Source organism: Phenylobacterium sp. Root700, from assembly GCF_001429025.1.
Classification (GTDB): Bacteria; Pseudomonadota; Alphaproteobacteria; order Caulobacterales; family Caulobacteraceae; genus Phenylobacterium.
On the sequence record NZ_LMHT01000012.1, the window covers coordinates 202,553 to 223,002 of the forward strand.

Annotated in this window: 17 protein-coding genes; 4 read left to right on the forward strand and 13 right to left on the reverse strand. The window is 68.5% G+C overall.

Going from position 1 to position 20,450, the window contains the following annotated elements; all coding sequences use genetic code 11:
- Window positions 1-6: 6 nt before the first annotated feature.
- The 12 genes from ASE02_RS08410 to ASE02_RS08465 form a co-directional block, all read right to left on the reverse strand.
- Window positions 7-678 (reverse strand): response regulator transcription factor, encoded by a 672-nt coding sequence (locus ASE02_RS08410; protein WP_056733092.1) that lies wholly within the window; start codon window positions 676-678, stop codon window positions 7-9.
- Between the two features lie 32 nt (window positions 679-710).
- Window positions 711-2,312: a Do family serine endopeptidase gene (locus tag ASE02_RS08415; protein ID WP_056733094.1), complete on the reverse strand. Its 1,602-nt coding sequence runs from the start codon at window positions 2,310-2,312 to the stop codon at window positions 711-713.
- Window positions 2,313-2,472: 160 nt separating this feature from the next.
- Window positions 2,473-2,910, reverse strand: a complete 438-nt coding sequence (locus ASE02_RS08420) for a cytochrome c-type biogenesis protein (protein ID WP_056733096.1) — start codon at window positions 2,908-2,910, stop codon at window positions 2,473-2,475.
- On the reverse strand, window positions 2,907-4,880 hold the full coding sequence (locus tag ASE02_RS08425) for a heme lyase CcmF/NrfE family subunit (RefSeq protein WP_056733098.1): 1,974 nt from the start codon (window positions 4,878-4,880) through the stop codon (window positions 2,907-2,909). Before ASE02_RS08425 ends, ASE02_RS08420 begins: the two co-directional genes overlap by 4 nt.
- Window positions 4,877-5,374 carry a cytochrome c maturation protein CcmE gene (gene ccmE, locus ASE02_RS08430; RefSeq protein ID WP_056733099.1) on the reverse strand — a complete coding sequence of 166 codons (498 nt, stop codon included), beginning with the start codon at window positions 5,372-5,374 and terminating at the stop codon, window positions 4,877-4,879. Before ccmE ends, ASE02_RS08425 begins: the two co-directional genes overlap by 4 nt.
- Window positions 5,371-6,456, reverse strand: a complete 1,086-nt coding sequence (ccmI, locus tag ASE02_RS08435) for a c-type cytochrome biogenesis protein CcmI (RefSeq protein ID WP_056733101.1) — start codon at window positions 6,454-6,456, stop codon at window positions 5,371-5,373. Before ccmI ends, ccmE begins: the two co-directional genes overlap by 4 nt.
- Before the next feature lie 63 nt (window positions 6,457-6,519).
- Window positions 6,520-7,914, reverse strand: coding sequence for a hypothetical protein (locus ASE02_RS08440; protein ID WP_156405970.1), 1,395 nt, complete (start codon window positions 7,912-7,914; stop codon window positions 6,520-6,522).
- 90 nt (window positions 7,915-8,004) lie between these two features.
- Entirely contained in the window at window positions 8,005-9,387 is a 1,383-nt protein-coding gene (locus ASE02_RS08445) for a sensor histidine kinase (RefSeq protein WP_056733106.1), read from the reverse strand.
- Between the two features lie 2 nt (window positions 9,388-9,389).
- Complete coding sequence (locus ASE02_RS08450) at window positions 9,390-10,082, reverse strand: response regulator transcription factor (RefSeq protein WP_056733107.1); 693 nt, start codon at window positions 10,080-10,082, stop codon at window positions 9,390-9,392.
- Window positions 10,083-10,090: 8 nt separating this feature from the next.
- Window positions 10,091-10,426, reverse strand: a complete 336-nt coding sequence (locus ASE02_RS08455; protein WP_056733109.1) for a PepSY domain-containing protein — start codon at window positions 10,424-10,426, stop codon at window positions 10,091-10,093.
- A gap of 93 nt (window positions 10,427-10,519) precedes the next feature.
- Window positions 10,520-11,419, reverse strand: a complete 900-nt coding sequence (locus ASE02_RS08460; protein ID WP_056733111.1) for a DnaJ C-terminal domain-containing protein — start codon at window positions 11,417-11,419, stop codon at window positions 10,520-10,522.
- Window positions 11,420-11,527: 108 nt separating this feature from the next.
- Window positions 11,528-11,992 carry a YcgN family cysteine cluster protein gene (locus tag ASE02_RS08465; protein WP_056733113.1) on the reverse strand — a complete coding sequence of 155 codons (465 nt, stop codon included), beginning with the start codon at window positions 11,990-11,992 and terminating at the stop codon, window positions 11,528-11,530.
- A 45-nt stretch (window positions 11,993-12,037) separates the two neighbouring features.
- Between ASE02_RS08465 and ASE02_RS08470 the strand changes: the two genes are divergently transcribed.
- Together ASE02_RS08470 and ASE02_RS08475 are read left to right on the forward strand one after the other, a co-directional pair.
- Window positions 12,038-14,188, forward strand: coding sequence for a transglycosylase domain-containing protein (locus ASE02_RS08470; RefSeq protein WP_156405971.1), 2,151 nt, complete (start codon window positions 12,038-12,040; stop codon window positions 14,186-14,188).
- A gap of 42 nt (window positions 14,189-14,230) precedes the next feature.
- Entirely contained in the window at window positions 14,231-16,030 is a 1,800-nt protein-coding gene (locus tag ASE02_RS08475) for an ABC-F family ATP-binding cassette domain-containing protein (RefSeq protein ID WP_056733115.1), read from the forward strand.
- Between the two features lie 3 nt (window positions 16,031-16,033).
- On the opposite strand, the gene ASE02_RS08480 is transcribed toward ASE02_RS08475, so the two are convergent.
- Window positions 16,034-17,059 (reverse strand): SPOR domain-containing protein, encoded by a 1,026-nt coding sequence (locus ASE02_RS08480; RefSeq protein ID WP_156405972.1) that lies wholly within the window; start codon window positions 17,057-17,059, stop codon window positions 16,034-16,036.
- Window positions 17,060-17,286: 227 nt separating this feature from the next.
- Between ASE02_RS08480 and ASE02_RS08485 the strand changes: the two genes are divergently transcribed.
- Window positions 17,287-19,359 carry an ATP-binding protein gene (locus ASE02_RS08485; RefSeq protein WP_056733119.1) on the forward strand — a complete coding sequence of 691 codons (2,073 nt, stop codon included), beginning with the start codon at window positions 17,287-17,289 and terminating at the stop codon, window positions 19,357-19,359.
- A 74-nt stretch (window positions 19,360-19,433) separates the two neighbouring features.
- Window positions 19,434-20,444: an ABC transporter substrate-binding protein gene (locus ASE02_RS08490; protein WP_082601960.1), complete on the forward strand. Its 1,011-nt coding sequence runs from the start codon at window positions 19,434-19,436 to the stop codon at window positions 20,442-20,444.
- The last annotated feature ends 6 nt before the right edge of the window (window positions 20,445-20,450 follow it).

Consider the following 20,450-nt stretch of genomic DNA (forward strand, 5'->3'; position numbering starts at 1 on the left):
CGGCCCTTAAGGATCGAGACGATAGCCCGCGCCGCGGACCGTCTGCAGCATCGGCTTGTCGAAGCCCTTGTCGATCTTGGAGCGCAGACGGGAAATATGGACGTCGATGACGTTGGTCTGAGGATCGAAGTGATACTCCCAGACCTTCTCCAGCAGCATGGTGCGCGTCACCGACTGCCCGGCATGGCGCATCATGAACTCCAGCAGCTGGAATTCGCGCGGCTGCAGGTCGATCTCCTTGCCCTGGCGATGCACGGCGCGGCCGATCAGGTCCATCTCCAATTCGCCGACCCGCAGCATGGTCTGCACCGAGCCGGTTTCGCGCCGGCGCGAGAGCGCCTCGACCCGGGCGATCAGTTCGGCGAAGGCGTAGGGCTTGACCAGATAATCGTCGCCGCCGGCCTTCAGGCCCTCGACGCGGTCGTTGATCTCGCCCAGGGCCGACAGGAACAGCACCGGGGTCTGATCGCCTTCGCGGCGGATGGTCTGGATCATGGTGACCCCGTCCATCCGCGGCATCATGCGGTCGACGATCATCACGTCGTATTCGCCGGCGCGAGAGGCGGCCAGGCCGTCCTCGCCGTCCGGCGCGCGAACGCATTCGTGACCCGCCTCGGTGAGACCGCGGTCCATGACTTCCGCGGCCTCGAGGTCGTCCTCGACAATCAGAATACGCATCGTGCTTCAGAGCCCCCGGGCGTTACGTCAGACTAGCCGGAAATCTTCAGCGGCAGGAAGGAGGTGCGGCCACCGCGATGCACCCCGACCAGGATGCTCGGGCGTCCGGCCTTCTTGGCCGCCGTGACCGCCGCGGAGAACTCCGCCGCCGTCGTCACCGGTTCGCCGCTGGCCTGGACGATGATGTCGTCCTTGCGCAGGCCGCGCTGGGCAGCGTCCGACGATTGGTCGATGCTGGCGATCAGCACGCCGCGAACCGCCGGATCGAGGCTGAGACGACGACGCGCGGCCTCGTCCAGCGGCGCAAGCGCCAGGCCGAGCACCACCGGACGCTGAGCCTGGGCGCCGGAGCCTTCGCCGCCGCCGCGGTTCGGACCGCCCTGCGGGTTGTCGTTGGCCGCCAGTTCCTTCTCGGTCGGGCGCACGCCTGAACGGATCTCGACCACCTTGCGCTTGCCGGCCCGTAGCAGGTCCAGGCGCAGCACGTCGCCGGCCTTGGCCTTGGCGACTTCGCGGGTCAGTTCGGACGAGGTCTTCACGCCCACGCCGTTGACCGAGGTCACGATGTCGCCCGACAGCAGGCCGGCGCGATCCGACGGACCGCCCGGCGTCACATTGGCGACGATGGCGCCGCGCTGGGCGCCGAGACCCTGGGCTTCGGCCATCTCGGCGGTGAAGTTCTGGATCGAGGCGCCGATATAGCCGCGGGTGATCTTGCCGCCGGAGATCAGCTGCTTGGTGATCGAGTCGGCGACGTCGGCCGGAATGGCGAAGCCGATGCCGACCGAGCCGCCCGAGGGCGAGAAGATCGCGGTGTTCACCCCGATCACCCGGCCATAGACGTCGAAGGTCGGGCCGCCGGAGTTACCCCGGTTGATGGGGGCGTCGATCTGGATGTAGTCGACGAAGGTCTCGCCGATGTCACGGCCATAGGCCGAGATGATCCCGGCGGTGGCGGTGCCGCCGAGGCCGAACGGGTTGCCGACGGTGATGACCCAGTCGCCGACCCGAGGCTTGCCCGCGTTCTCGAAGTTCACAAACGGGAAGCCCGAACCCTTGACCTTCAGGACGGCCAGGTCGGTGCCCTCGTCGCGGCCCACGACCACGGCGTCGAGTTCGCGCTCGTCCTTGAGCACGACCTTGATCTCCTTGGCGTTCTCCACGACGTGATTGTTGGTCACGATGTAGCCGTCGCCCGAGATGAAGAAGCCCGAGCCCGAGGATTGCTGGCTGGGCAGGCGCGGCTGGCCGCCACGGCCGCCAGGGCCCGGTTGCGCCGGCTGACCGGGCTGAGCGTCTTCGCCCTCTTCACCGCCCGGCCCCTGGCGCGGCACGATGTCGAAGGGGAAGTTCTCGAAGCCGGGGACCCGGCGCAACGCCGAGGCGTCGACTTCCGAGGTCACGTTGATCGACACAACGGCCGGCGAAACCTTTTCGAAGATGTCGGCGAACGACAACGGCGCGCCGGGCGGCGGCGCGAAGATCGGCGCCGTCGAGGTCTTCATCAGCAGGCCGCGCTGCACGTTGGAGTCGGCCAAGGGGTTGTCGGCCAAGTTGGCGCCAGCGAGGGCCGCGGTGGCGACGCCGACACCCGCCAGGGCGCCGAGGAGATAACCGGTCTTCTTCGAGGTCATAAGCCTTCAATTTCCCTGTGGGCGCCCGTGGTCACATAACACGCGCACGTCCCCGACAACCTAGGTTCGATGCCTTAGAGTGCAATGTCTCTCAAGTTACGTTTAGGTCACGCTACGAGCTTCATAGCGCTCATTCTTTGGCGCAATCTTGTCATGCCCCTCAATCCCGCGACAAGCCGTCCAGCCGCTTGGCTTCTTCGGGGGTCAGTTCCTCGTCCGCCGGACGGTTCCGGAAACTCTGGAACAGCAGCAGCAGCCCAAGGATAACCACGACGAAGGGCGCGCCCCAGAGGACGGCGTTGCCCCATGAGAAGGCCGGCTTCAACAGCACGAACTCGCCGTAGCGGCCGGTCAGGTGGGCCCGGACCTGCTCGTCGGTCTTGCCGGCCTTGATCTCGTCGCGGACCAGTCGGCGCAGATCACCGGCCAGTTCGGCGTTGGAGTCGTCGATCGACTCGTTCTGACAGACCATGCAGCGGACTTCGCGGAACAGCTCGCGCGCCCGCGCTTCCTGGGCCGGATCGGGCAGCCGGTCGGCCGGGTCCGACGCCGCCGCCAGGCACAGCACCGCGCCGAGTATGGCCAGGACCCGCCTCACGCGGCGGCCTCCGCCTTGCGCCCGGCCGCCAACCGCAGGCGACGGTCGCTGAGCGACACCACCCCGCCCAGGGCCATGATGCCCGGGCCGATGAAGATCAGCAGCGCCCAGGGGTTCCAATAGGCCCGCACCAGCCAGACCGGCGCGCCGGTCGTGGGACGGCGCTCGCCCAGTACCACATAGAGATGGTTGACCCCGAGCGTGCAGATCGCGACCTCGGACGTCGTCTGGCCGCCGGTCGGATAGAGCCGGCGCTCCGGGGTCGGGGCGCAGATCTGCTTGTCGCCCTTGAAGGCCCGCAACTGACCACGTTCGGCGTCGTAGTTCGGCCCTTCAAGGCCGCGCACCTCGTCCAGCACCAGGTGATATTCGCCAAGGTTCAGGCGGCCGCCGACCGGCAGGGCCTCGGCGGCTTCCAGCTTCCAGCCGGTTTCGAAACAGGCGCCAAGCACGAACACGCCAAGGCCCAGGTGGGCCAGGGTCATGCCCCAGGCGCCGCGAGGCAGGCCGATCAGTCGCCGCCAGGACTCCGCGGCCGAGGTGCGGAAGGCGCGCGTGCGCTCGCCGATCTCCACCAGGGCGCCGATCACCAGCCAGGCGCCCATGGCCACGCCCACCGAGGCGAAAGCCTTGCGCGGGCTGATCAGGGCGAAGGCGGCCAGGCCGCAGGCCGCCGCGATCAGGGCCGCGACCCACAGCCGCTGCATCACGCCCTGGGCGTCGGCGCGCTTCCAGGCGAGCAATGGTCCCGCCGGCAGCAGGATGGCCAGCGCCGCCATCAGCGGCGTGAAGGTCAGGTTGAAGAAGGGAGGGCCGACCGAGATCGCCTCGCCGGTCGCAGCTTCCCGCATCAACGGATAGAGCGTGCCCAGCAGGACGGTGGCGGTGGCCGCCGCCAGCAGGATGTTGTTCAGGACCAGCGCGCTCTCGCGGCTGACCGGCGCGAAGACCCCGCCCCGCTTCAGGGCCGGGGCGCGCCAGGCGAACAGGGCGAAGCCCGCGCCGGCCGTAACGCCGAGGATGGCCAGCAGCAGGACGCCGCGGGTCGGATCGACCGCGAAGGCGTGGACCGAGGTCAGAACGCCCGAACGCACCAGGAAGGCGCCCAGCATCGAGAAGGTGAAGGCCGCCAGCGCCAGGAACACCGTCCAGCCGGACATCGCTCCGCGCTTTTCGGTGACGATGGCCGAGTGCAACAGCGCCGTGGCGATCAGCCAGGGCATGAAGCTGGCGTTCTCGACCGGGTCCCAGAACCACCAGCCGCCCCAGCCCAGTTCGTAATAGGCCCAGAAGGCGCCGAGCGTGATGCCGACCGTCAGCGCGCTCCAGGCGGCGAGCGTCCACGGCCGGACCCAGCGGGCCCAGGCGGCGTCGACGCGGCCCTCGATCAGGGCGGCGACGGCGAAGGAGAACACCACCGACATGCCGACATAGCCGAGGTAGAGCATGGGCGGGTGGAAGGCGAGCGCCGGGTCCTGCAACAGCGGGTTCAGCGAGCGGCCCTCGATCGGCGGCTGCGCCAGCCGAACAAACGGGTTCGAAGCGAACACCGTATAGGCCAGGAAGACCACGCCCAGCAGGCCCTGGACGCTGATGGTCAGGGTCTTGAGCCCGGCCGGCAGGTCGCGGCCCACGGCGGCGACGGCCGCGCCGCAGCCGGTCAGGGCCAGGCACCAGAGCAGCATCGAGCCCTCGTGGCTGCCCCAGGTCCCGGCCACTCGATAGAGCAGCGGCTTGGCGGTGTGGGAGTTGGCGGCGACGTTCGAGACCGAGAAGTCCGAGGTCACGAAGGCGTACATCAGGGCGGCGAAGGCGACGACCAGACCCGCAAAGGCTCCGATAGCCGCGCCCTGCCCCGCGCCGGCCAGCACCACCGAGCGCCGTATGCGCGCGACGCCGGCCAGCAGGGCCTGCGCAAGCGACAGCGCCAGGGCCAGGGCGAGCGAAAACGACCCGATTTCAACGATCATTGCTGGGCGGCGCCGGTCTGATAGCTGGGCTGAGGCGCGCCTTCGCCGCGCCATTCGCCCTGTTCCTTCAGCGCCTTGGTGATCTCACGCGGCATGTAGCGCTCATCGTGCTTGGCCAGCACCTGCTTGGCCTGGAAGTCGCCGTCGGCGCGGAAGGCGCCGGTCGCCACGATCCCCTGTCCCTCACGGAACAGGTCCGGTAGGTCGCCGGAGAAATGAACCCGTGTGGTCGCCTTCTGGTCGGCGACGGTGAACTCGACCCGGCCATCGGAATGCTTAACCACGCTGCCGCCCTCGACAAGCCCGCCGAGCTGGATCGAACGCCCGACCGGCGGCTTGGCCTCGGCCGCCTGGGCCGGGGTGTAGAAATAGGAGATCGAATCCGAGAGGCCCCACAGCGTCAGCCCGACCGCCAGGGCCAGCACCGGCGCGATGGCCGCGATCAGGGTCAGGCGCCTGCGCGCCTTCGGAGACTTGGGCAGCCAGCCGCTCATCGCATCGGTTCCGTCTTGGCCGCCAGGTCCAGCGCCTTCAGCACATCGGGGTTGGCGGCGTATTTCGTCCGCGCCTTGGCCAGGGCCGCGTCGCGATTAGCCTGATCGCCCAGCACCGCATAGGAGCGCACCAGCCGGACCCAGCCCTCTTCGTCGTCGGGATTGTCCTCAAGACGCGCGGCCAGGCTAGCCACCATTCCCTGGACCGCGGCCAACTGCCCGCCGAGCGCGGGACCGGCGGCCGGCGCAGCTTGGCCTTCGGCCGAGGCGATCGCGCTTTGCACAGCCGCGCGGCGCGGATCGCCAGTCGGCAGTTCGGCGACCAGCGCGCGCCAGTCGGCCAGGCCCACGTCGCGCTGGCCCGCCGCGATCCGCGCGCGGCCGACATGGAAGCGAGCGTTCACCAATTTCGGATCGTGCTTCAGCGCCTCCAGGAAGGCGCGCTCGGCCTGCGGCGAGACATCTCCCTGCGCCTCGACCAACAACACCTCGCCCAGGCCCTCCCAGAGGTCGGCGCGGTTGGGGTCGAGCTCGATGGCTCGGCGCAGGGCGCGGGCCGCGCCCGAAGGATTGTCGGACGCCATCTCGGCCTGAGCCAGATAGCCATAGGCCTCGGGGTCGCCCCCGCGTTCCTTGATCAACTCCTGCAGGACCACGGCCATTTCCGGCGGCGTCAGGGTCGCCGGTTCGGCGGCGCGCCAAGCCGCGACGCGGCTCTTGAACGGCTGGTCAGGCAGGCCGGGCGATCCGACCGCGATGTAGCAGCCCAGCGCCAGCAGCGGGGTCAGGGCCGCGACGACCAGGACCGGCTTGCGCAGGCTGGTGTCGGCCGTCCAGGCCTGGGCCTGGTTGTCGGTCGCCGCCAGCAGACGGCGCGCGGCCTCGGCGTGGGTCGTCGTGCGTTCAGTCTCTGGGATCAGGCCACGGTCGGCGAGATCGTCGATCTCGCGCAGTTGGCGGCGATAGAGTTCAGTCGTCGGATCCGCGGCCCCGGCGCGCGTAGCGGCACGGGCGGCACTGGACAGGATGACACCGGCGCAAGCGGCCGAAAGCACGCCCGCGACCACCCAAAAAGCGATCATGAGGCGCGTGTAGCGGAAAGAGAGAGCGAGTTCTACAGGCCCGAAGGGCGCAGGCTGTGCAAATCAGAGCAGCTTGGCGGGATCTTCGAGATTGGGGCGCTGCGGCCTGACGGCGCCGAAGGCGGTCGCGGCCCGGCGACGGACGATATCGCCGGCCCGAGGCTCATGAATCGGGCTGGCGAACTCGGCGGCGACCTGCAGGAAACGCCCGGCGATTTCGCGGTCCGGAACCTCGTCGTCGCGCACCAGCGACAGCACGTCCTCGACGTACTGGTCCAGGGTCTCGCCCGCCGCCTCGATCACCTTGGCGCGGGTTGAGGAGAAGCCGCCATAGTTGGCGCTAGCGCGGATGCCTTCGGCGAAAGCCAGCAGGCTGCGGCAACGATCGACCAGCTTCATGTCCGGCTCGATCGTCAGGCGCGGCTCGGAAACCGTGGCGCGGGCGACGCGGACCTTGTGGCTCGGCAGCGCGGCGTTCTGCAGCTTGGGCAATTCGCGCAGCCTGCTCTCGACCACCCCGGCCAGGGACAGCTTCTGCTTGTGGATGCGCCCGCCCCAGCCGCCTTCACGGCCAAGGTCGATGGCGTTCTCCAGCTCGGTGATCTGCAGGGTCAGGGTTTCGACCGTCGCAGCAGCAGCAGCGCCGGCGGCCACGCCGCCGTTCAGATCGAACCCGGACACCTTCTTCAGGTTGACGTCGAGCTGGTCCATCAGCCGGGTCGCGAACACCGAAAGCTCCGATCCCGCCAGATAGCCTTCGGCCGGGCGATCCATCACCGCCGACACGATGCGCAGGATGGTCCAGGGTTCGGCGAGCTGGGCGCCAAGCATTTCAAAGAAACATGGGCCGGCGTCGTCGCCGAACCGGCAGGCGTCGCGGTAGGCCAGGCGCGCGGCGGCGGCGCGTTCCTGGGTCGTGCGGCTGATCCATTCGGGCAGGCGAAGCGTCGCGCGGCGCACCACCGCTGACATCGCGAGGCAAGAGAGCAAGACGCCGGTCCCGCCGGGTTTCGCGCCTTCGATCATTTCGAGCGCGGCGACATAGTCGCGCTGCTCGCCCACCTGAAGGCCATAGGCCAGTTGCTCGACCAGACTGTCGAACGGTTCGGTGGAGCTCTCGTCGGGCTGGTAGTCGGGTAGGAAGCGGGCGGCCGCCCCGATCTCGTCGGGCGCCTGCGCCTTCAGGCCCCGCCAGAGCAGGGTCAAGGCGCGGGCGGGGAAATTGAGCCTGTCGCTCGCGCTGCCGTCGCCGACGAACAGCGGCGCGATCGGCTCCAGGACCTTGTTGCGCAGGTTACGGTCGTCGACCTCGGCGTCCACGACACGCCGAACGCCGGCGAGCGCAGTGTCGCCGTCGGCCAGGGCCAAGGCGTTGCGCAGGCCGGTGACCACCTTGTCGGGCGCGTCCCGGACAAGGGTGCGGACAATATCGATCTTGGCGTCGGGCAACCCGGCCATGAACAGTACGCTCCACGCGCGCGGACGCATGCCCCACGCGGCGCCGACCATGCGCCCGCCGAGTTAAGGTTTTCCAAAACGCCTGAAAATTCAGGCCTCGGCGCGGGGCAGCTCCAACTCGACCAGCAGGCCGCCCAACCGCGCCTGCCCCAGCTTCAGCGAACCGCCATAGGCGCGGGCCAGCTCGTCGACGATCGACAGGCCAAGGCCCGAGCCGGGCGCGGTCTCGTCCAGCCTGGCGCCGCGCTGCACCACCTCGTCGCGCTGCTCGGCGGTCAGGCCGGGGCCGTCGTCCTCGATCGTCAGCTTCAGCCGCTCGGCGCTGGAGGGGATCGCCCGCACCCGCACGCGGCCGGTGCACCACTTGCCGGCGTTCTCCATGGCGTTGCCGGCCAGTTCGAGCAGGTCCTGGCGTTCGCCCAGGAAATAGAGGTCGTCCTCGGCGTCCCAGTCGATCTCCACGCCCTTGTCGAGGAAGATCCGCTCCAGGGTGCGCGACAGCTCGTCCAGCACGTCGGCCACCGAGGTGCGCTCGCCCGAACCTTGGGTGCGCGCCGCGGCGCGGGCGCGGCGCAGGTGGTGATCCACCTGCAGACGCATGGCCTCGGCCTGGGCCTCGACGATGTCGGCCAACGGGCCGCCGGTCTGCCGCGCCTCGGTCAGCATCACCGACAGCGGGGTCTTCAGGGCATGGGCCAGATTGCCGACATGGGTCCGTTGACGCTCCACGACCTCCTGATTGTGGGCCATCAAGGCGTTCAGCTCCTCGGCCAGGGGCGAAAGCTCGGTCGGATAGGTCCGCTGCACCCGCTCGGCCTTGCCCCGGCGCACCGAGGCCACCTCGCGGCGCAGGGCGAACAGCGGGTTCAGGCCGACGCGGACCTGGATGACCACCGCGGCGATCATGCCCACGCCCAGCAGCAGGAACGCCACCGCCGTGGCGGTGATGAAGCCGCGAACATCGTGGTCGACCGGACTGCGGTCCTCGGCGGCCATGAAGATCACCGGCGCGGCGCGGTTGGGCAGCTTGGCCTGGGTCGACATGGCGCGAAGCGGCTCGTTCAACGGCCCGCGCGTATCGTAGGAGACCGGCCGCCCCGGCTCGGCGTTCAGCCGCGCGACGATGTCGGCCGGGGCCTTCAGTTCGCTGTCCCACAGCGAGCGCGAGCGGACCAGGACGCGCAGCTTGCCGCCCGCCGCCGGCTCGGCGATCTGCCAGTACTTGCCGGAGAAGGCCCGCAGCGCCCGCAGATCGGTCAGGGCCGGCGCGATCACCTCGCCCTTGTCGGCGATGGTGGTGCCGGCGGTGAGGTTGTCGATCAGCTCGGACAGGCCCTGGTCGAAGCGCCGGATCGCCGCCTGCTGGAACAGCATGGCCAGCACGATCGCCGAGACCAGCAGCACCGCCAGGCTCCAGCCAGCGGCCAGGATCACCAGCCGCCGGACGAGCGAGGGCTGGCGCAGGGCCTCCATGCTCACGGCTTGGCCGCCTCGCTTCCCAGTTCATCGGCCGGCGCCGTCAGACGGTAGCCCAGGCCCCGGACCGTCTCGATCCGGTCGGAGCCGATCTTCTTGCGCACCCGGCCGATGAACACCTCGATGGTGTTGGAGTCGCGATCGAAGTCCTGGTCGTACAGGTGCTCGACCAGCTCGGTGCGGCTGATCACCCGGCCCTGGTGCATCATCAGATAGTGCAGCAGGCGATATTCCAGCGAGGTGAGGCGCAGCGGCTCGCCGTTGACGCTGGCCCGCGCGGCGCGGGGATCTAGGCGCAGGCCGCCCAGCGCCAGGCTGGGCGCGGCGTGGCCGGCCGAGCGGCGCAGCAGGGCGCGCAGGCGAGCCAGCAGCTCCTCGGTGTGGAAGGGCTTGGTCAGATAGTCGTCGGCCCCGGCGTCGAAGCCGGCGACCTTCTCGCTCCAGGCGCCGCGGGCGGTCAGGATCAGCACCGGCACGGCCATGTTCTCGCGACGCCAGCGCTCCAGCACCGAAACCCCGTCCACCTTGGGCAGGCCAAGGTCGAGGATCACCGCGTCATAGGGTTCGGTCTCGCCCAGGAACTGGGCTTCCTCGCCGTCCGGCGCGTGGTCGACCGCATAGCCGGCGTCGCCCAAGGCCGACTTCAACTGGCGCGACAGATCCGGATCGTCCTCGACAAGTAGAATACGCATGAGACTCCTTAACCGCCCTGACGGGAGATGATCGCCCCGCTCTGGGCGTCGACGACGAAAATGATCACCCTGCCGTCATTGGTCTGCCACTGGACGAAATAGGCCGGACGTCCGCCGGCCTCGCCCTGGGTTGTGTTGAGCTGCCGGCCCGGGGTGCGGGCCGAAATCGTGGCGATGACCTGGGACAGCGGCACCTGCCGGCCACCGCGCACCGCCTCGCGAGCGGTGTCCTGATCGCCCCGACCGCCGCCATATGAGGATCGGCCGTAGTCGGGGCCAGGCTGTGCATGGCCCGCCGCGGGAACGGCGACCATCAGCGCGGCGATGACGAGAAGGCGTTTCATGGTCAGAAGGATTACAACCAAGTCACTGAACCGAGCCTGAATGGCAGGTTTATGAATGGCCCGCGGCGGTCTGTCACTCCGACCGCACCCCGATCACTTCTTCTTGGGCGTGTATGGCCGTTCTTTTCGCCAGCGTTCGGCGAAGGCTTCGAGCTCGGCGTCGGGCTTTTCGGGCAGCATCAGGACGATGCGGGCCAGCAGGTCGCCGCGCTTGCCGCGCGAATCCGAGCCGCCCCGGCCCTTCAGGCGCAGGGATTGGCCGCTGTTGGCGCCCTTGGGCACGGTCAGCGTCACCGGGCCGTCCGGCGTGCGCGCCTCGACCTTGCCGCCCAGCACGGCGTCGGGAATCGAAACCGCCAGGTCCATGACCAGGGCCTCGCCCTCGCGCCGGAAGATCGGGTGCGGCCTGATCACCAGTTCGATGAACGCATCGCCCGGGCCGGATCGTCCCGGCGAGCCCTGGCCCTTCAGGCGTAGGGTCTGGCCTTCTTCGGCGCCCTTCGGAATGCTGACGTCGATGGTGCGGCCGTCGGAAAAGGCGATGCGCTTCTTCGCGCCATGGATGGTGTCTTCCAGGTCGATCTCGAGCTTGGCCCGGACATCGGCGCCCTTTTGCGAGAAACCGCCGAACCCGCCGCCACCGCCGCCCCGGCGGCCGAGGATCTCGCTGAACAGGTCGCCAAGATCGGCGCCCTCCATGCTTTCGGCGTTGCGCGATTGATTCCAGGGACCGCCGCCACCGGCGCCGCCGAAGCCGCGCATGGTCTCGCGGCCGTCGGCGTCGATCTCGCCGGCGTCGAACTTCTTGCGCTTCTCGACGTCGCCCAGGATGTCGAAGGCGGCGCTGACCTGCTTGAAGCGTTCCTCGGCGGCCTTGTTGCCCGGATTGGTGTCGGGGTGATGCTGCTTGGCGAGCTTGCGGAACGCCTTGCGGACCTCGTCGGCGCTCGCGCCGCGAGACACACCGAGTTCCAGATAGGGGTCGCGCGCCAAGGAAAAGACCTCTCGAAAACGTGTAAGAAACTCAGGGCCCTCAATTAGGCCGTTTGGCGAGGCGCGCAAGCCTCAATGTGACATATTTGCCACATATATGCGAAGCGGCTAGTCGTCGCCCCGCTCCTCTAGCAGATCCCAGGCGGCATATTGGATGGCGTCGTCGGGGTCGGCGAGGGTCTCCTCGCTGACCGTTTCGCCGCGGATCGAAACCCCGGCGCTATGGACGCTTTCCGGATCGCCCGAGATCAGCGGGTGCCAGTCGGCCAGGCCCCGCCCCTCGTTCACCCGGCGATAGGCGCAGCTGAGCGGCATCCATTTCAGGGTGTCGACATTCTGCGGCGTCAGCTTGATGCAGTCAGGCACGTGGCGCTTGCGCTGGGCGTAGTTCGAACAGGCGCAGCTCTCGGAATCAAACAGACGGCAATGCACTCTGGTGGGAATGATCTCGCCGGTGTCTTCATCTTCGAAACGGATCAGGCAGCACAGGCCGCAACCGTCGCAGAGGCTCTCCCACTCGCGCGGCGTCATCTCAGCGAGAGACTTCGTTTCCCAGAAAGGCCTCGAAGCCATGCTACAGGCGTCCTACACAAACTCAGAAGCCGACCCAGACTATCCGTGACCGACAATAATAACGATCCGCGCGCCTCAAAGGCGCCCACCGGCGGCCTGCGCCGCGGGAAGTCCGCCGCAACCAAGCCGGACGAACCGTTCCGCGCCGACCTGCCCCGTGGGCGCGCTAAAGGCAAGCGCGGCGGCGGCGGCCAAGGGCCGCGGCGGCCGCTGAACCTGCGTTGGTTGTGGATCACCCTGGCCCTGATCGGGGGGCTTGGCCTCGCCACGGTGCTGGTCGCGGCCGACTACATCAACAAGAACTACCTGCAGGATCTGCCCGAGGTTCCCAGCCGTCAGGCGCTCTACGCCTCGACCCGCGCCCCGGCGATCAAGTTCTACGACATGAACGGCGTGTTCCTGGCCTCACGCGGACCGCAATACGGCGAGGACGTCCGCCTGGCCCGCCTGCCCAACTATGTGCCCAAGGCCTTCCTCGCCGCCGAAGACCGTCGTTTCTACCAGCACGGGGCGGTCGATTTCTGGGCCATCGCCCGGGCCGCGCGCGCCAACCACCAGGCCGGCCGGGTGGTCGAGGGCGGCTCGACCATCTCCCAGCAACTCGCCAAGGGCCTGTTCCTCAGCCCCGACCAGAACCTGCGCCGCAAGATCCAAGAGGCCGCCCTGGCCTATAAGCTGGAGCAGGTGATGACCAAGGACGAGGTGCTCGAGCTCTATCTCGACCGCATCTATTTCGGGGCCAACACCTTCGGGCTGGACGGCGCGGCGCGCACCTATTTCGGCAAGCCGGCCAGCCAGCTGACCCTGGCCGAAGCCGCCCTGCTCGCGGCCCTGCCCAAGGCGCCCTCGCGGATGGCGCTCCACCACAACATGGAGGGCGCGCTGAAGCGCCAGCGCCTGGTGCTGGAACGGATGGTCGGCGAGAACTGGATCAGCCAAGACGAGATGAACGCGGCGATCGCCTCGCCGCCGAAGCTCGCAGCCACGGCCCTGGCCAATGACGGCGACAACGGCTACGCGCTCGACTACGCCACCGGCGAGGTCCTGAAGATGGTGGGTCCGAACTCGCCCGACCTGGTCGTGCGCCTGACCATCGACACCAAGCTGCAGGCCACCGGCGCCCAGGTGCTGAGACGCATCATCGAGGGCCAGGGCAAGGCCAGCGGCGCCAGCCAGGGGGCGATGATCTCCATCGACGCCAGGGGCGCGATCCGCACCATGGTCGGCGGCGTCGACTATACCCGCAGCGTCTTCAACCGCGCGGTCCAGGCCAAGCGCCAGCCGGGCTCCAGCTTCAAGCCCTTCGTCTACGCCGCCGCCCTGGAGAAAGGCGTCCTGCCGACCGACATCCGCGTCGACAGCCCGGTGAAGATCGGCGACTGGGAACCCAAGAACTACGGTGGCCGCTATCGCGGCGCGGTGACCGTGGAGACGGCCCTGGCGCAATCGCTCAACACCGTGGCGGTCAAGCTGGGCGAAGAGGTCGGAACCGCCGCGATCGCCAATCTGGTCTCGCGGTTCGGGATCACCACCCTGCCGCCGAACCCCAACCTCTCAGTCTCGCTAGGCGCTTACGAGGTGCCGCTGATCGAGATGACCTCGGCCTATCAGGTGTTCCAGCAGGCCGGGAACCGCATCACGCCCTTCATCGTCAGCGAGATCGCCACCATCGACGGGCAGATCATCTTCTCTCACCAGACCGCCTCGCCGGTCCCGGCCTATGACATCCACTGGGCCAGCATGATGGTGAAGATGATGCAGAAGGTGGTCACCAGCGGCACCGGCACGCGCGCCGCCTTCGATCGCCCGGCGGCCGGCAAGACCGGCACCAGCCAGAACTGGCGCGACGCCTGGTTCATCGGCTTCACCCCGGACTACGTGGCCGGGGTCTGGGTCGGCAACGACGACGACAAGCCGATGAACAAGGTGACCGGCGGCGAGGTCGCGGCCGCGATCTGGCATGACTACATGGTGGTCGCCCACGCCGGCCTGCCGGCGCGCGATTTCGACTGGCTGCTGCCCGATCCGGTCCCGACCTATGAGGAGGACCCGCGCAACGGCTTCTTCCAGGGTCTGGCCGAGGATTTCGAGGAAACCCGGGTCGAGGCTGAGCCGCCCCCCGCGCCGCCGCCAGTGATCGAGCCGCCGGCCCCCACCACCCAGCCGCCGGTCACGATGGAGCCGATCCCGAACTGAGGAGTCGCTTGAAGCGCCCGGTGCGGCTATGTCCCTGGCCGCATGAAGCCCCCTATTCTCGCGCTTAAAAACGTCCGTCTCGCCGACGGGCCGAAGATGTTGTTCGACGGCGTCGATCTGGCCGTGGAGCCGCGCTCGCGCGCCTGCCTGGTCGGACGCAACGGCGCCGGCAAGTCGACCCTGCTGAAGATCCTCGCCGGCCAGATCCAGGCCGACGACGGCGAGCGCAGCATCCAGCCCGCCACCCGCATCACCTATGTCCCGCAGGAGCCGGAGATCACCGGCGAGACCCTGCTGGACTACGTCACGCTCGGCGGCGCCGAACCCCATCGCGGGGAAGCGGCCCTCGAACTGTTCAGCATGGACCCGGGCAAGTCCGCCAAGGGCCTCTCGGGCGGCGAGATCCGCCGCGCGGCCCTGGCCCGCGCCTTCGCCGAGGAGCCGGACATCCTGCTGCTCGACGAGCCGACCAACCACCTGGACATCCTGGCCATCGAAACCCTGGAGACCGAGCTCGCCTCCTCGCGTTCGGCCCTGGTCATCGTCAGCCACGACCGCGCCTTCTTGGGCCGCGTCACCAACCGCTCGTTCTGGCTGGAGCACCGCAAGATCCGCCGACTGGATAAGGGCTTTGTGGAATTCGACGCCTGGGTCGAGCGGGTCCTGGCCGCCGAGGCCGAGGAAGGCCGTAAGCTCGATAAGCTGCTCGAGAAGGAAGAATACTGGCTGCAGCGCGGCGTCACCGGCCGCCGGGCCCGCAACGAGGGCCGACGCCGCGCCCTGATGGACCTGCGCAAGACCAAGGTCGAACGCCTGCGCGAGGTGCGCGGCGACCTGTCGATGGGCATCGCCTCCTCCGGCATGTCCGGCCAGCGGGTCGCCGAGGTGAAGGGCATCTCCAAGTCCTTCGGTGATCGGACGCTGGTGAAGGAGTTCTCCACCCGCATCCTGCGCGGCGACCGGGTCGCCATCGTCGGGCCGAACGGCGCCGGCAAGACCACGATGGTCAAGCTGCTGCTGGGCGAACTCGCCCCCGACGAAGGCAGCGTCAACCTCGGGGCCAATCTGGAGATCGCCTATATCGACCAGGCGCGCGCCGACCTGAAGCCGGACATGATGCTGCGGGACGTCCTGACCCCGATGGGCGGCGACCAGGTGATGGTGCGCGGCCAGCCCAAGCACGTCGCCGCCTACGCCAAGGACTTCCTGTTCACCGACCAGCAACTGCGCCAACCGGTCCGCAGCCTGTCAGGCGGCGAACGCAACCGCCTGCTGCTGGCCCGCGCCCTGGCGACCCCCGCCAACCTGCTGGTGCTCGACGAACCGACCAACGACCTGGACATGGACACCCTCGACCTGCTCGAGGACCTGTTGGCTGACTATGAGGGCACGTTGATCCTGGTCAGCCACGACCGCGACTTCATCGACCGGCTGGCCACCTCGACCATCGCCCTGGACGGCCGCGGGAACTCGGTCGAGACCCCCGGCGGCTGGCAGGATTTCCTGTCGCAGAACCCCGGCTTCTTCCGCGCCATCGGGGCCACGTCGACGCCCGCCGCGTCCAAGGCCGCGCCGGCCAAGGCCGAAACCGCCAAGCCGACCAAGCTCTCCTACAAGGACCAGCGCCGGTTGCAGGAACTGGACAGCGCCATCGCCGCCCTGCCCGGCAAGATCAAGAAACTGGAAACCGACCTCGCCGACCCCGGCCTCTACGCCCGCGACATCGCCGCTTTCGACAAGATCAACAAGACCCTGGAGGCGTCGCGCAAAGAGCTGTCAGCCGCCGAAGAGGAATGGTTGGCGCTGGAGGAACGCCGCGAGGCCCTGGAGACCAGCCGCTAGGCTCTAGCGAACAAAGCAGGCCGCGCTCAAACGGGCGCAGAAGGCCTGCGCCTCGTCGCGGGTCTGGAAGCCGGTGATCAGCGCGCGGTGGAAGACCTTGCCGTCCACCGTGACGCTGCGAACCGAGGTGGAGAGCGGCGCGCTCACCTTCCCCTTCACCCGCGCCAAGGCTTCGCGAGCCTGGCTCTCGGTGGACGAGGCGGCGATCTGGACGCTGACCTTGCCGGGCGTCTTAGGCTTCGCAGGCGCGGGCTTCGGCGCGGCAGGCTTGGCCGGGGCCGGCTTCAACGCGGGCTTCGGCGCCGGCTTGTCGGCGACCGGCCAAGGGATTTCAGGACGAAGCGGCGGCGGCGTCGCCGCGGGCGCGCCGGCTCTAGCCAGCCGCGCGTCGATCGAGGTTCGGAAGGGCCGATCTTCGTCCGGTGCGGGCCGGGCGCGTTCGACGACCGGGGCCGCAGCCGGGACCGACGCCGTCACCGCAGGACGTTTAGGCGGTGTCGCGGCGACCGTCGCACGTCGCGCAGGCGCGGCGGGCGTGGGCGCGGCCGCCGCCACCCGGGGCCCCGAACCGCAGATGTCTCCCATCACGTCGGACAGATAGGCGCCGGGCGAGGGTTGAACCCATCCGCCAGGCGTCTGGCGATTGACCACCTGCCCCTTGCCCTTCGGCTCGCTGAACACCGCCATCTTCACCACCATCTCGCGACGGCGGACGCAGTCGACGTTCACCGTCGATTGCATGGAGCGATAGCCCATGATCTGGGCGGCGTCGCTGGAGACGACTTCCCCCTGCAGGACCACGCCCTCGATGACCCCGCCGCCGACGCTGGGGGTTCCACGGCTGCGGATCGCGATCACCATGTCCGGCTTCACCGACACGACCGAGGCGCGAGCCAGGCCGCTGGCGGCGATCGCGCGACGTTCGACGGCGCTCCACGACGCGTCGCTCGCTTCAGCCGCCGCGCCTTGAGCAAAAGCCGCGCCCGCGATGACCACGACCGCCGCCGCAAACCGCACTCGAACTCTCACGCCAGTGGGCCTCTCTTAACCAAGCTAATTCAGTCAAGCCGTCGCATAGATCGGTTCGCCATAACAGAGTCGGCGGCAATGAAGTCGTGGCGCGGCGCAACCCAGCATTCCTGTGGATCGTTTTTGGGGGCTTGGCCTGCTGCGACATACTGTCCAGCGGGCGCGCGCCTTAAACCTTTGGTTCCTAAGGCGGGCGCAGGGTTTTCTCGAACTTGCGGGAACGCCCGATGGCTCGGACCAACCGGTCTCACAACCTGATGCTCAGCGGCGGCCTGGTCTTGGCCTTCGTCGCCTGCGTGCTGTTCAGCCTGACCCTGACCCGGGGCAGCGAAGGCGTGGCCGTCATCTGGTTGGCCAGCGGCATCCTTGCGGCCGCATTCCTGCTGCTGCCCTGGCGCTGGAGCCTGGGCATGGTCGTCATCTGCTTCAGCTTCAATTTCGGCTACAATCTGGTGGTCGGGAACTCACCGATAGCGTCCTTCATCTTCCCGGTGCTCACCTTCTCGGAGGCGTTCGGCGCCGCTTGGCTGGCCCGCAGGACCTGCGGCGCGACCGTGCGCCTGACCAGCTTCAACCGCGTGGCGCGCCTGCTCCTGCTGGCTGTCGCTCCCGCCACCGCGGCCAGCGCGCTGGCCGCGGCCGACATCTTCACGATCTACGGCCGCAACTTCGACAGCGTCCTGACCAGCTGGTTCTACGGCCACGCCCTGGGGATGGCGATCATGCTGCCGGCGGTCCTGCTGATCGCCCGCCCCGAAATGGTCCGCGATTTTCGCCGCTCCCCCTGGGAAGAAATCGGGCTCTATGCGCTGATCGCCGCGGTCAGCACGCTGATCTTCCTGCCGGTGCGGTTTCCCATGCCGCTGCTGATCTTCCCGGCCCTGGCGCTGCTGTCCTTCCGGCTGGGGCCAAGAGGCGCCGCCGTCTCCGCCTTGATCATGGCCGCCATCCTCTCCAGTCTGGTGATCGTGGTTTCGACGCCGCCCAACCAGGCGACCTGGACCCTGGCGGAAAAAACCCGCGGCCTGCAGTTCCTGATCGCGGTCGGCTTCTTCACCAGCCTGGCCACCGCCATGGCCATCGCCAACCAGAAGCGGATGAAGCGGCTGTGGGCCAGCCGCAGCCGGATCGCCCGCCTGGCCCAGGCCCGCGCGGTCGCCGCCGGCCTCGCCAAGACCGAATTCCTGGCGACGATGAGCCACGAAATCCGCACGCCGATGACCTCGATCGTCGGCTTCACCGAGGTGCTGCTCAAGCGCGAGGACTTGCCCGACCCCGCCCGGCGGCAATTGGCCCTGATCGACCGGGCCGGCGCCTCGCTGCTGACCGTGGTCAACGACATCCTGGACTTCTCCAAGGTCGAGGCCGGCGAGGTGGAGCTACGCCCGAACCAGGCCCTGCCCCGCGCCATCGCCCAGGACGCCCTGGCCATCGTCACCGAGGCCGCCCGCCGCAAAGACATCGACCTGCAGCTCAGCTTCATCGGACCCGTGGAATCCCCGGTGCTGATCGACGACCTGCGCGTGCGCCAGATCCTGCTCAATCTGCTGTCCAACGCCATCAAGTTCACCGAGCGCGGCCGGGTCGGCCTGGAACTCCAGGTCTTCGAGCAGGGCGACGGCGCCCATCTGCTGCGGTTCAAGATCTCCGACACCGGGATCGGGATCCCCTCCGACCAGGTCGAGCGCCTGTTCAAGCGCTTCAGCCAAGGCGACTCCTCGGTCAGCCGCACCCATGGCGGCACGGGGCTGGGACTGGCCATCTGCAAGGGTCTGACCGACCTGATGGGGGGCAAGATCGGCGTCACGAGCACCCTTGGCGCCGGGTCGACCTTCTGGTTCGAACTGATCGCCCCTCGGGCGCAGACCGGCGCGGCCGCCAAGCCGGCGCGCCCTGATGACGGCCCGCTGAAGGCGCGGATCCTGCTGGTCGACGATCACCCGATGAACCGGGAGCTGGGCGCGACGGTGCTGGGGCTGCTCGGTTGCGAGGTGGTCCTGGCCGAGAACGGCGAAGAGGGTGTGGCGGCGGCCAAGATCGGCGATTGCGACCTGATCCTGATGGACGTTCACATGCCGCGCATGGACGGACTGGAGGCCACCCGCGCCATCCGCGCCCTGGGCGGCGTCAACGCCGTCGTCCCGATCATCGCCATGAGCGCCGACGTCATGCCGGAGATGGAGGCCGCCTGCCTGAAGGCCGGCATGAACGCCGCCGTCGGCAAGCCGATCCAGATCCAGGCCCTGCACGACGTGCTGGCCAAGTGGCTCTCCCCCGACCCCAACGCGGCGGCGGCCTAAACTTCCGCGACTGCGACCTTGGAACGACGCACGCCAGCGCATAGGCTCGCGCCCGTTCAGTTTGGGGGATGTCCATGAAGGTCCTGCGTCTCGTCGCCGTCGCGCTTGCGGCCCTGGTGTGCGCCTGTTCTCCAACTGAGAAACAAGCCGCCGCCCCTGCCGACGGCGCGCCCACCAAGATCCGCTTCGCCACCGACTGGCGCGCCCAGGCCGAACAGGGCGGCTTCTACCAGGCTGTGGCCACCGGCGAGTACGCCAAGCGCGGCCTGGACGTGCAGATCGTCCAGGGCGGCCCCGGCGTGAACGTGCCGCAGTTGCTGGCCTCCGGCGCGGTCGAGGCGGGCATGGGCTCCAACAGCTTCATCGTCATGAACCTCGCCAAGGAGAACATTCCGGTGAAGGCCGTGGCGGCGATGATGCAAAAGGACCCGCAGGTCCTGATCGCCCACCCCGGCCAAGGCCTGGAGAAGATCGCCGACCTGAAAGGCCGCCCGATCCTGCTGTCCGACGCCTCGGTCACCGCCTTCTGGGTCTGGCTGAAGTCAAAGTACGGCTTCACCGACGATCAGGTCCGCAAATACACCTTCAACGCCGCGCCCTTCCTGTCCGACAAGCGCGTGGTCCAGCAGGGCTACGTCACCTCCGAGCCCTATACGATTGAAAAGCAGGCGGGACTGAAGACCAAGGTCTTCCTGCTCGCCGACGAGGGCTATCCCGGCTACGCCACCATGATCCTCATGCCCGACAGCTTGATCGCCCAGAACCCCGCGGCGGTGAAGGCCTTCGTCGAGGCCTCGGCCGCCGGCTGGAAGAGCTATCTCGACGGTGACGCGGCGCCGGGCGACGCCCTGATCAAGAAGGACAATCCGGAAATGACCCAGGACGTCCTCGATCAAGCCCGCGAAAAGCTGAAATCCTACGGCATCGTCGATTCCGGCGACGCCAAGACCGGCGGCCTCGGGGTGATGACCGACGCGCGCTGGGCCGAGTTCTTCAAGGTCGCCTCCGAGCAAGGCGTCTACCCGCCGACCATGGACTACAAGCGCGCCTACACCCTGCAATTCGTGACACCTGCGGCGAAGTAGGCGGGT